The organism is Niastella caeni (genome assembly GCF_004834005.1).
Classification (GTDB): domain Bacteria; phylum Bacteroidota; class Bacteroidia; order Chitinophagales; family Chitinophagaceae; genus Niastella; species Niastella caeni.
Genome location: NZ_STFF01000003.1, coordinates 589,457 through 602,108 on the forward strand (window position 1 = coordinate 589,457; position 12,652 = coordinate 602,108).

7 protein-coding genes and 1 pseudogene are annotated in these 12,652 nt (G+C 43.3%); 4 read left to right on the top strand and 4 right to left on the bottom strand.

The annotated features are described in order from the left end of the window. Position 1: 1 nt before the first annotated feature. Positions 2-2,524, top strand: coding sequence for a magnesium-translocating P-type ATPase (gene mgtA / locus FAM09_RS13675; RefSeq protein WP_136577679.1), 2,523 nt, complete (start codon positions 2-4; stop codon positions 2,522-2,524). A gap of 29 nt (positions 2,525-2,553) precedes the next feature. Here the strand turns inward: mgtA and FAM09_RS31235 are convergent. Next, positions 2,554-5,721 (bottom strand): annotated as a pseudogene (locus FAM09_RS31235) (efflux RND transporter permease subunit). An 85-nt stretch (positions 5,722-5,806) separates the two neighbouring features. Then, entirely contained in the window at positions 5,807-6,235 is a 429-nt protein-coding gene (locus tag FAM09_RS13690; protein ID WP_136577682.1) for an HPF/RaiA family ribosome-associated protein, read from the bottom strand. A 236-nt stretch (positions 6,236-6,471) separates the two neighbouring features. On the opposite strand from FAM09_RS13690, the gene FAM09_RS13695 reads away from it, so the two are divergent. The 3 genes from FAM09_RS13695 (at position 6,472) to FAM09_RS13705 (ending at position 9,156) form a co-directional block, all read left to right on the top strand. Further along, on the top strand, positions 6,472-7,077 hold the full coding sequence (locus FAM09_RS13695; RefSeq protein ID WP_136577683.1) for a YceI family protein: 606 nt from the start codon (positions 6,472-6,474) through the stop codon (positions 7,075-7,077). 40 nt (positions 7,078-7,117) lie between these two features. Then, entirely contained in the window at positions 7,118-8,473 is a 1,356-nt protein-coding gene (locus FAM09_RS13700; protein WP_136577684.1) for a hypothetical protein, read from the top strand. Positions 8,474-8,553: 80 nt separating this feature from the next. Beyond that, complete coding sequence (locus FAM09_RS13705; protein WP_136577685.1) at positions 8,554-9,156, top strand: hypothetical protein; 603 nt, start codon at positions 8,554-8,556, stop codon at positions 9,154-9,156. Between the two features lie 41 nt (positions 9,157-9,197). On the opposite strand, the gene ppsA is transcribed toward FAM09_RS13705, so the two are convergent. Together ppsA and FAM09_RS13715 are read right to left on the bottom strand one after the other, a co-directional pair. Then, positions 9,198-11,588, bottom strand: coding sequence for a phosphoenolpyruvate synthase (gene ppsA / locus FAM09_RS13710; protein WP_136577686.1), 2,391 nt, complete (start codon positions 11,586-11,588; stop codon positions 9,198-9,200). Between the two features lie 57 nt (positions 11,589-11,645). Beyond that, on the bottom strand, positions 11,646-12,650 hold the full coding sequence (locus FAM09_RS13715; protein ID WP_136577687.1) for an MlaD family protein: 1,005 nt from the start codon (positions 12,648-12,650) through the stop codon (positions 11,646-11,648). Between the last annotated feature and the right edge of the window lie 2 nt (positions 12,651-12,652).

Sequence of the window (12,652 nt, forward strand, 5' to 3'; positions counted from 1 at the left end):
AATGATAACCTGGCATTTTTCTTCGGCAACAACAGACGAGCTGTTTGCTCAACTACAGTCCTCACCCAAAGGATTGCAGATTGCCGTTGCCGCCGAACGGGAAAAAAGCCAGGCTAAGTTATTTAAAACAGAGGGCCGATATAAGAAAGAAATAAAATTACTGATCAGGCAATTCACCAATCCGCTTGTTCTTTTACTGGTAATTGCAGTTTGTTTATCTGTGATACTGGGCGAGTCTTCAGACAGTATTATCATTCTTATTATTCTGTTAACGACAGGGCTGCTGGGGTTCTGGCAGGAATTAAATGCCAGTCGGGCTGTTGAGAAACTGCGGGGTTTAACAGAAATGAAGCATACCGTATTGCGCGATAATCAACCGGTGCAGCTATCAACCAGGCAAATTGTTCCGGGAGATATTCTCTTGTTCGATGCCGGCGATATTATTCCTGCCGATTGCCGCATCATCGAATGCAATGACCTGCATATGAATGAAAGCACCCTGACCGGCGAATCGTACCCGGTTGAAAAATCGGCGGCTACCCTGAACGATTCTCTACCATTAAGTAAAAAATACAATTGCCTGTGGCAGGGGACCAATGTAGTTAGCGGTTCCGCCACGGCCATAGCCGTTCAGGTGGGCTCCGAAACAATATTTGGCCAAATGTCGCACAGCCTTATTCAAACAACAGAAACCGCCTTTGAAAAAGGGATCAGGCATTTTGGTTTTTTTCTTTTAAAGGCAACAGTTATGCTATCGCTGACCATCCTGTTGTCAAACTTGTATTTCCAGAAACCCATTTTTGAATCTATTCTATTTTCACTTGCACTGGCTGTTGGTATGGCGCCCGAACTGCTGCCGGCTATTATGACATTTGCCATGGCAGCCGGCACCAGAAGAATGTTAAAGAAGAAAGTAATTGTGAAAAAGCTCTCCGGCATTTTTAATTTCGGAGAAGTGAATGTCTTATGCACCGACAAAACGGGCACGATCACAGAAGGTGTTATTTCCGTAAAAGATATAGTTGACATAACCGGTAAAAGAAATGACCGGCTTCGCTTATTCGCCTTTTTGAACGCTTTCTTTCAAAAAGGGTTTACCAACCCTATTGACCAGGCGATAACCTCATTGAATATTCCTATTACCGGCTTCGAGAAAATTAATGAAATCCCCTATGACTTTATTCGAAAAAGGTTGAGCGTAGCGGTGAACCAGGGCGCCAATTGCTTTTTTATTACCAAAGGCGCTTTTAAAAATGTGCTGGAGGTTTGCCGTTATATAGAAGCTCCGGGCGGAACAAAAGAACCGCTCACTGAAAAGATAAGCCACCAGCTTAATGCTGATTTTATTACCTATAGCAATTCGGGATACAGGGTATTGGGTTTAAGTTACAAGCCCATGGAAACAGATAAAATGAAAAGGATCGACGAACAGGATATGATATTCCTTGGATTTATTTTACTGGAAGATCCCCTGAAAGAGTCTACCCTCTCGTCATTTAAAAAGCTGGAACAGTTAAATATCCGGGTGAAGATCATTACCGGCGACAACCGGTTCGCCGCTTATCAGGTATCACAAAAACTGGGCATGAAAGAACCGGTTATTTTAACCGGTGAAGAAATGAATACATTATACCCTGAAGCGTTGGTGGTAAAAGCCCGGCATACCGATATTTTTGCCGAAATAGAGCCACACCAGAAAGAGCTCATCATAAAAGCGCTTCAAAAATCACATTTTACCGTAGCCTATATTGGCGACGGCATTAATGATGCGGCTGCTATCAATGCGGCAGACGTTGGCATATCAACAAATAATGCAGCTGATATTGCCAGGGAAGCCGCAGATTTTGTACTGATGGAAAAGGACCTCTCTGTGCTGGCAGATGGTGTGTATGAAGGCAGAAAGTCTTTTATAAATTCCATGAAATATATTTTTATTTCTACCGGGGCCACCTTCGGCAATATGTTCAGTATTGCAGGCGCTTCATTATTCTTACCTTTTCTGCCCATGTTGCCCAAACAGATCTTACTAACGAATCTTGTAACAGATCTACCCTTTTTATCGGTTGCCTCAGATCATGTAGATGATGAGGAATTAACCAAACCCCAAAAGTGGGATCTTTCATTGATCCGCCGCTTCATGGTCGTTTTTAGTTTACATAGTACCTTTTTTGATTTTTTAACCTTCTATATATTATATCATTATTTCAAACTGTCCAATTCGTCGTTTCAAACCGGTTGGTTTTTAGAATCCACTATCACCGAATTATTGATCCTCTTTGTGGTACGTACCAAAAAAACCGTCATCAAAAGCAAACCCGGCAGGTTGTTGCTGATTACATCGCTCATTGCACTGGGTATTATAATATACCTTCCCTACTCGCCGGTTGCAGCGCTATTGGGATTTTCTATTTTAAATCCGCTGCAAATAATTACCATTACACTGATATTAGTGGCCTATATCATTACAGCAGACCTGTTGAAAAGAGCTTTTTTTAATCATAATGGAAATAAAAAATTGCGGTAGCAGCCCCGCTGTATAAACTTCCGGCGACATCAGTTTTGCAATGCTTCCACGTGCAGTTTGCCATGCTTTTTTAATTCATGTTCCCTTACCATTGCATACAACACCGGTAAAACGATCAATACAAACAATGTTGAAGTGATTAAACCAAATACAAATGGGTAAGTGATCGGCTTCATAACATCGCTGCCCGGACCGGTGGCCACCAGTACAGGCAAGAGTCCGAGAATATCAACAATAACAGTCATTAATTTCGGCCGTAAACGCAGTACTGCCCCATCGTAAATTGCGTCTTCCAATTCCTCTTTATTCAGCAGCCGTTGCTGCTCATTCAATAGGGCCATTTTTTTGCCCAGCATATTATTCAGGTAAACCAGCATCAACACCCCGGTTTCCACGGCTATGCCAAACAGCGCAATAAACCCAACAGCAACAGCTACCGAAAAATTCAGATCGAAGAAATAAAGTGAATAAACACCTCCAACCAACGCAATTGGTATGGAAGATAACACGATCAGCACTTCCCGCATCGAATGAAAAGTGAAGTAGAGAATGACCATGATGATCAGCAATACAACTGGTAAAATTATTGTAAGCCGTTTTTCGGCCCGTACCTGGTTCTCATACTGGCCGCTCCACTCAAGGAAATATCCTTTCGGGAGTTTTTGTACCGCGCCGGCCAACTTTTTCCTGGCCTCCGCTACCGTGCTGCCAAGATCGCGGTCCCTTACATTAAATAACAGCGTTCCCCTGAGCATGGCATTCTCGGAGTTGATCATCGGCGGACCTTCGTTTATATCAATATCGGCTACAGCGCCCAACGGTATCGGACCATAGTCCATTGTAATAACCGGAAGCCTGCCCAGCTTTGTGATTGAATTGCGGTAATCCTGCGCCAGCCGCACATTTACCGGGAAACGTTGCCGCCCTTCAACAGTCTGTGTAATGTTCATTCCGCCCAAAGCTGTTTCGATGAACATGTTCACATCATCAACGGAGAGATTGTACCGGCCCAGCTCTTCTTTTTTGATCTTTATATCGATGTATTTCCCCCCGGTTACCGGTTCTACATACAGGTCCTTTATACCGTCAACGCCAGCCAGTGATTGCCTGAATTGCTGCGCCAGCTGGTTAATGGTATCAAGGTTTTGTCCATAAATTTTTACGCCCACATCTGTTCGGATGCCGGTTGAAAGCATGTTGATGCGGTTGATGACGGGTTGCGTCCAGCCATTTATAACACCAGGGATTTGAAGTTTTGCATTCAATTCATTGATAAGATCATTTTTGGAGACACCTTTTCGCCATTGGGATTGTGGCTTCAGTAATATGATGGTTTCAATCATGCTCATTGGCGTATTATCCGTAGCCGTGCTGGCGCGTCCTGCTTTACCGAGTACGTTTTGTACTTCAGGAATGGTGTGAATCAGTTTATCCTGCACCTGCATAATGCGTTTGATCTCGGAATTGGAAACATCAGGCAGTGTAACAGGCATAAAAAGCAGGGAACCTTCATCGAGCGGCGGCATAAATTCCCTTCCCAGCCGCATAACAAGCGGTATACTTCCTGCCAGTATTAAAAGACAAATGAAAAGGGTAAGTTTTTTCCATTGTAAGCACCATCGCAACACCGGCGAATATATAAAGTTAAAAAACCTGGATACGGGATGGCGGCTCTCGGGTCTTACCTTACCTTTCAGCAAAAAGACCATCAGCACCGGCACCAGGAAAACAGCCACCAATGCCGAACCGATCATGGCAAATGTTTTTGTTAAAACAAGGGGAGTGAAAAGTTTATTTTCCTGACCGGTCAAAAATAAAACAGGACTGAAAGAGACAAGCGTAACCAGTATAGAACTAACCACAGCTTTTCCAATCATTTTTGAAGAAGCGCCAATCTTTTGTTCTCTAACTTGTTTGTTGAGCATAGTTCACTTTTAATCGGATTCACCGCTTAACGATTTCATGGCATTTTCCACCATAACAATACCTGCATCAACAAGATCGCCTACCGCCAGGGCTACTCCGGCCAGGGACATGATATTAGACGTAATACCAAACCATTTCATCATGATAAATGCGATCAGTACCGACACCGGAATGGTAATAACCACTATCAGTGCGCTACGCACATGTAACAGAAAGATGAACAACACCAGGCTCACAATGATGATCTCTTCAATAACAGCCTCTTTCAGCGTGGCAATAGTGGCTTCAATTAAATCGGAACGGTCGTATGCCACTTTAAACTTTACGCCATGCGGCAATCCCTTTTCCACATCAGCCATTTTAAGTTTTACCCGGTCTATCACCTGCCTGGCATTTTCGCCGTATCGCATTACCACAATACCACCAACCCTTTCACCTTCGCCGTTTTCGTCAATAATGCCAAGCCGCAGATCGCCGCCCATTTGAACTGAAGCAATATCTTTAACGCGTACCGGAATAGAATTAATGGTTGCCACCGGGATGTTTTCTATCTGGCTGATGTCTTTAATATATCCAATGCCACGAATGATATAACCAATATCGGATTGTTCAAACTTCCTTCCCCCTACATCACTATTGTTCATTTTTATTCTGTTTACTACATCCATCAACGGAATATTATAAAACTGAAGTTTTACCGGATCGGCTATTACCTGGTATTGCTTTTGAAATCCGCCGAAGGAAGCTACCTCACTGACGCCTTCAACTGTTTGCAATGCGAAGCGAACATACCAATCCTGCAATGCCCTTAATTCGCCTAAATTATAACCGGGTGCATCCAGCGTGTACCAGTAAACGTGACCAAGGCCGGTGCCATCAGGCCCTAATGTGGGCGTGATGCCCTGAGGAAGTAAACGTTGAGCAGCATTTAGCTTTTCCAGCACTCTGCTTCTTGCCCAGTATATATCTGTATCATCATGAAAAATCACAAACACAAAGCTCATTCCGAACATACTGCTGGCCCTTATGTCCTTTACTTTAGGTATGCCCTGCAGATTGCTTACCAGGGGGTAGGTAACCTGGTCTTCAATTACCTGAGGATTCTGCCCCATCCATTCTGTAAAAATGATCACCTGGTTCTCTGAAAGATCGGGAATGGCATCAACAGGAGTGACCTTTACTGAATATATACCATATGCCACCGTTACCGCTGCTATCATCAATATGATAAACCGGTTCCGTAATGCGGTGTCGATGAGTTTTGCAATCATTGCAATTTAAATTGAGAAACAAGGGATGCAGCCGGTTTCATTGCCATGTTTTAATTTACATAATAAAGGAAGCCATGAAATTAAATTACCATATCTCTGCACGTTCCTGCTTCTTCCATTTTAACTGGCGTTTCAGGTTCTCTACAACCTGGTCAAATGCTGTTTCGAAAGTTTCGGCTGCTTCCCGGCAAAAGAAAGAACTTTTGGGAATACGCACCCGGCCTTCCACCTCAAATTTCATTTTACCGGAAATATCGCTTTTTTTTATTTTTACTTCATAGCCAGTAATATGTTTATAAAGCTTTCCAATTGCTTCAAATTTCATACGCATTTTATTTTCTAACTCCATAGTGATTTGAAGTCCGTGGGATAATATATCTAAATGCATAACAGAATTGTTTTTGAATGTTAAGGCAATCTTCTGCAAAGATGCATTTATGAAAGACCTTGAAATGATGACCTCCTTCAAGTGGATTACCTGATATTCATCATCGTCACCCATGAGTAATGTCATAAATAAACTTCTATTATAATATGCATGGCTACTGCCAACCGGGCATATCGAACAATGGGTAGAGTATCATAGCCCAGGTTAATCAAGACTGGCCGCTTTTTACACCCAATGCCATAACGGTAATCATTGAAGCTCCTGACATCAATCACGGCGCACCGTTAGTCAGATCATATAACCGGTGAAAAGCAGCCAATAGCTTTGTACCGACAAATTCTTCAATACCAAAACATTAAAAAATGAAATGCTTATCCACCACTATGCCATCCGCCGCTGCAGCAATCTTAATATTTATATCCGGTTTGCTTACTTCCGTTAATAGCATTGGTCAAATAAAATACCATTCTAACGGCTCCGTGAAACTTATTGTGGAAGGAACTTCGAATATACACGATTGGGATATAAAATCGGAGAAAGGAGTATGTTCGGCCGATTTCATGTTTACACCTACAGGCCATCTAGGAGGCATGACTGCTCTTCAATTTACCGTTCCGGCCGAAAGCCTGAAAAGCAATAATAAGTCTATGGACAAAAATACCTATAAAGCGCTGAACACCGATAAGTATAATACGATCAGTTTTGTTGCAAACAACGCCGCCATTAAACCCAACGGAGCCGGTTTCACCCTGGTCACCCGCGGCAAACTCACCATTTCAGGAGTAACCCGTGACGTAGAGCTTACCGCCAATGGTGTATTGAATCCCGATAAAAGCATTACTTATTCAGGAACCTATAAATTAAAAATGACCGACTACAAAGTAACGCCGCCCAGTATCATGCTGGGCGCCATCAAAACCGGCGATGCCGTTACCATAAAGTTCGACATGGTATTGAAAGCAGTATAATAAAACCAAAACCTCATTTATAATTTTAAAGTCAATTATCATGAAATCATTACTTCATCAAGCAATTAAAATACTATTACTTTCATTAGTATTAATTCCACTGGCCTCACAGGCGCAGGTTGAGAAGATCTCCTACATGCGCCCTTCCTATTTCAGGCCTTATGATCAAACAGGGATCAATAAATTTGAGACCAGCAAAGAAGCCGACCAGGTACCATTTGATGGCCTGCGTGTTCGTTTAGGCGCCGGATTTACACAACAGTTCCAGAACTTAAAGCACGAGAATACAACGGCCGACAATTCGGAAGGCGCCAATAAGATCTATCCGATCAAGCCGGGATTTATGACAGCGCAGGCCAACCTTTTCCTGGATGTACAACTGGCCGATGGCATCAGACTTAACCTAACCACGTATCTCTCTTCCCGCCACCACAACGAAACCTGGGTTAAAGGAGGATATATACAATTTGACAAGCTGCCGTTCAAAGGAAAATTCTGGGATGACTTGATGAAAATGGCCACCATTAAGATCGGTCACATGGAGATCAACTATGGTGATGCCCACTTCCGCAGATCAGATGGCGGTCATACACTGTACAATCCATTTATGGAAAGTTATATCATGGACGCCTTCGCTACAGAAATTGGCGGTGAAATTTACCTGCAAAAAAATGGCTTCTTCGGAATGGCCGGCATGACCAATGGCATGATCAAAGGGCATATTGACTCAGTTGCTAAAACCACACAGGACGATAACACAAAAAGGGCTCCTTCGTTATATGGCAAAGTGGGCTTCGACAAACAGATAACCGAAATATTGCGCGTTCGTGTGTCGGGCAGCTATTATCACAACAGCAGTTCAGCAGGCAGCGGCCTTACTTTATACAGCGGCGACCGTACCGGCTCCAACTATCAAAACGTAATGGAACTGTGGAAAGATAATGCAGGCGCCGTGAAAGCATCCACGGCAATGTATGCATCAGGCCGTCTCAACCCCGGATTCAGCAAAAAACTGGATGCCGTAATGTTAAACAGCTTTGTGAAACTGGCAGGCTTTGAATTGTTCGGCACTTATGAAACCGCCCAGGGAAGAACGAAAAACGAAACCAACGTAAGAAAAGCGAGCCAGTATGCAATTGACGGCTTGTATCGCTTTGGGAAAGCAGAAAAAGTATTCCTGGGAGTAAGATACAATTCAGCAAATGCAACCCTGGCTGGTCAAACCAATGACATCACTATTAACCGCTTTGCAATTGCCGGTGGCTGGTTCATCGTAAAGAATGTATTGCTCAAAGCAGAATGGGTAGATCAACGTTATAAAGATTTTACAATAACTGACTACCGGAGCGGTGGTAAATTCAATGGTTATGTAATTGAAGCAGTGGTAGGATTCTGATGTTACTGCGTTGGATACACAATCAGGCCGGGTTGAACATACATAGGTCAACCCGGCTTAAATATAAAAACATTCCCGTCATGAAACTGATCCTGTTACTATTCGGCACAATACTGTTCAGCCATGAACCCAGGCATTCCGCCGAAAGATGGGTCATCCAGAAAAGCAGCAACCTCTCCATCGAAGGCAGGTCTAACATCAACAGCTTCCGGTGCGATATAAAAGAATACCTGCTGCCCGATACGATCTATCTTTTTAAAGATGAGCAGGCAATGAAACCATTTACAATAAAAGGCGCACTATCTATCAACATAAAACAGTTCGACTGTCACCAGAAATATATCACGAACGATTTCCGCAAAACACTTAAAGCCAATGAACAGCCGAAGTTGAAGATCAACCTGCTGAACATCGGTTATAATAATGGCAATGCAAAAAATATAAAAGGGTGGGTCAGTATTGAATTGGCGGGCACAATTAAAAAGAAAGAGATCGATTACCAGGTGCAAACCAGGGAGTCAGATATGTTGGAACTGAATGGCAGCCGGAAATTTTCATTTTCCGAGTTTGGGTTAAAACCGCAGCAGAAACTGGCCGGACTTATAAAAGTGGAAGATGAACTGACAATTCGATTTCAATTGATATTGCTTCCTATAAAACCAGGCCATAGCGCATCGCTATAATTCCTCCATCTCGTAAATTAAACAGCATTAACACCAGGGGGCTACTTTATTTTTTGTTTCTCCTCCGCCAATATTATATTCCTTATTCCCTGAAGTAAAGCATCGGGATTAAAAGAAATGCTATTTATTCCCTGTTTTACCAGGAACTGCGCAAATTCAGGAAAATCGCTTGGCGCCTGGCCGCACAGCCCTATTTTCCTTCCGGCCGCTTTGGCTTTTTGTATGACCGTGGAGATCATCCACTTTGCCGCTTCATTTTGTTCGCTGAACAAACCGCTCACAATAGCCGAATCGCGGTCAATTCCCAACGTTAGTTGTGTGAGGTCGTTAGAGCCAATAGAGAAGCCATCGAAAATTTCTGCAAATTGTTCTGCCAGCAGCACATTGCTGGGAATTTCCGCCATTACATAAATTTCGAGTGAAGGGTCCATTTCCCGGTTCAACCCGTTCGCCTTCATCACTTCAATTACCTGCCTGCCTTCTTCAACCGTTCTGCAAAATGGTATCATCACCTTTACATTGGTAAGCCCCATTACATTGCGAACTGTTTTTATAGCTTCGCACTCAAGCCGGAAACCTTCCCGGTACCGGTCGTTGTAATACCTGGAAGCCCCTCTGAAACCCAGCATGGGATTTTCTTCTTCCGGCTCAAATTGTGCGCCGCCAACCAGGTTGGCATATTCGTTAGTTTTGAAATCACTCATGCGTACGATCACGTCTTTGGGATAAAAAGCGGCGGCAATGGTAGCAATACCCTGCGCCAGTTTATCAACGAAATACGCTTCCTTGTCGGGATAATGGTGTGTAAGCTGTTCTATTTTTTCTTTTGTTGCTTCGTCCTTCAACTCGTTAAACTTCACCAAGGCCATGGGATGCACCTGCACAAAATGCGTTATAATAAACTCTATACGCATCAAGCCAACGCCATCATTGGGATAAAACGATAAGCGGAATGCGTTTTCCGGATCTCCTACGATTAGCATTGGCTGCGTGGTCTCAGGCATTTTACTATCGCTGAAATCATGCTCAATTTCTTTATAATTTAATTTTCCCCTGTACACAAATCCTGTTTTTCCTTCACAGCATGATACCGTTATGATTTCGCCATCGCGAATATTTTGCGTGGCGTTTGAACTGCCCACCACGGCCGGCACACCCAGTTCCCGGGCAACAATTGAAGCATGGCTCGTACGCCCCCCTTTATCGGTAATAATGGCCGCCGCTTTTTTAAGAATGGGATCCCAGTCGGGACTGGTTATTTCAGTAACAACAATTTCACCGGCCTGCAGCGTATCGGCATCTTTGGTCGATTGTAATACCCTGGCTTTGCCAACGGCTATTTTTGAGCCAATGGCTTCTCCTTCCGCCAATAACTCTCCTTTATTCTCTAACCGGTATTCTTTTACCAGGTAAGAATTTTTTTGTGCATGAACGGTTTCAGGCCGCGCCTGAACGATAAACAATTCATTGGAGTTACCATCTTTTGCCCATTCAATATCCATAGGTTTCCGGTAATGATCTTCAATGATCAGCGCCCATTTTGCAATTCGCATTACCTCATCATCGCTTAATACAAATTGTTCTTTTTTATCCGGAGCGGTTTCAAGATTAATGGTTGCCTGGGCGTTCAGCTCATTGTTCCCATAGACCATCGTTTTTGCTTTCTCACCCAGTTTTTTTTGAATGATCGCCTTCTTTCCCAGTTTCAGCGATGGTTTAAAAATGAAAAACTCATCGGGCGTTACCGTTCCCTGAACTATATTTTCGCCCAGGCCCCATACTCCGCTTAAATGAATAACATCCCGAAAACCCGACTCCGGTTCCAGGGTAAACCCCACACCGGCACAGGCTTTGTCGGACCGGACCATTTTTTGCACCCCCACCGATAACGCCACTTTGGTGTGCTCGAATTTATTGTCTTCCCGGTATTTTATAGCCCGGTCGGTATATAAAGAAGCGAAACATTCCTGAACGGCAGAGAGTAAATTTTCTTCGCCCTTAATATTCAGATAAGACTCATGCTGCCCCGCAAAGCTGGCCTGCGGCAGGTCTTCGGCGGTGGCGCTGCTTCTTACGGCAACTTCAAAATATGTATCGCCACATAGCGCCTTATACGCTTTTAGAATTTCTTCTTTCAATACCTGCGGCATGGTAGCGCTCAGGATCAGCGATCGTGCCTGTTTTCCGGTATGAGCCAGATTTGAATACTCGTTTGTGTCTAAATTCATCATCAGCTCTTTTAATTGATCTCGTAGTGAATTCTCATCAATAAAAAGCCAGAAAGCATTGGCAGTAACTGCAAAGCCGTCAGGCACGGTCACTCCATAGCCTGAAAGCCGGTTAAACATTTCACCCAGGGAAGCATTTTTACCACCAACGCGGGCCACATCATTAATGCTGATGTTGTTAAAGGTCATTATCAATGATTCCATAAAAAGTATTTTATTACTTAAACAAACCAGTGTCAGGCAAAACCGGTTTCAGAACGGTTAATGAGCCACAATGCTTTGCCGGTTCTCCCTGTTTTTCTGTTTTTCGAGTTTCCTGAAATAACCCCGGAAAAGAATATTATGTTTTAATGCCTCCATATTCTGACTGAAAGCATCCGTTCCTCTTTGTATATTATCAAGGCTATTGCTGATCCTGGTTACCATGGATGAATCTTTGAACAATGCATTTACGGGTCCTTTACCGGTATTAATATCATGTTGCACGCCCGAAATAACCGAATTAAGGGAAAGAGCCAGTTCATCGGCCTTATCCCCTACCCCTTTAATTTTTTCAACAGCGTTTTGCAAGGCAATGGCGAAAGAGGTATCGGCAAGCAGAGAACCTAAAGAACCTTTACCGCTTTTTACAGCATAAACGATAGCATGCAGATCTTCTGCAACAATAGCAGCATGGGCTGTAGCCAGTTGTACATTGGCAGCTGAAGCCCGCAAATTTTTTGGGAGTGTTTCATCATTAAGCATCGTCCATAAAGCGGTACTGTTATTAACCCGTTGAACAGCTATTTTCAATTGTGCGGCTACCACTGATATATCGTGGTTGGTTTGAGATAAGGTCAACAACATATCATCTGTATTAAGCGCCTTGCGCGTATTTAATATTTCCTCTTTTGTTACAAAAGGAGCAGCTGACCGGCCCGGAGAAATATTGATGACTTTATTGCCCATCAACCCATCGGAACCGATAGAAACAATGGCATCGTTCCGGATGATCTTTTCCATTTTATCATCTACCAGCATAACGACTTCAATCAGGGTATCGTTTATAATATGGATCTTTTTCACCGTGCCGATCTGGATTCCTGAAAACCTGACGTTATTACCAGGCACAAGGCCCTGAACATTTTCGAACTGCGCCTTTAGTATGAAAGCGGGGCCAAATATGTTCCGGTTTTTGCCGATCATATAAAGCATTACTATAAGAAAAAGCAATCCCGACAGCACAAACATGCCCAGCTTCATTGTATCGATTGTTTTTTTTGCCATAA

What these genes read in the sequence shown, in the direction of transcription:
- mgtA (WP_136577679.1), top strand. Translation starts at nt 2, where the DNA reads ATGATAACCTGGCATTTTTCTTCGGCAACAACAGACGAGCTGTTTGCT.
- ppsA (WP_136577686.1), bottom strand. Translation starts at nt 11,588, where the DNA reads ATGGAATCATTGATAATGACCTTTAACAACATCAGCATTAATGATGTG.
- FAM09_RS13715 (WP_136577687.1), bottom strand. Translation starts at nt 12,650, where the DNA reads ATGGCAAAAAAAACAATCGATACAATGAAGCTGGGCATGTTTGTGCTG.
- FAM09_RS13700 (WP_136577684.1), top strand. Translation starts at nt 7,118, where the DNA reads ATGAAATCATTACTTCATCAAGCAATTAAAATACTATTACTTTCATTA.
- FAM09_RS13695 (WP_136577683.1), top strand. Translation starts at nt 6,472, where the DNA reads ATGAAATGCTTATCCACCACTATGCCATCCGCCGCTGCAGCAATCTTA.
- FAM09_RS13690 (WP_136577682.1), bottom strand. Translation starts at nt 6,235, where the DNA reads ATGACATTACTCATGGGTGACGATGATGAATATCAGGTAATCCACTTG.
- FAM09_RS13705 (WP_136577685.1), top strand. Translation starts at nt 8,554, where the DNA reads ATGAAACTGATCCTGTTACTATTCGGCACAATACTGTTCAGCCATGAA.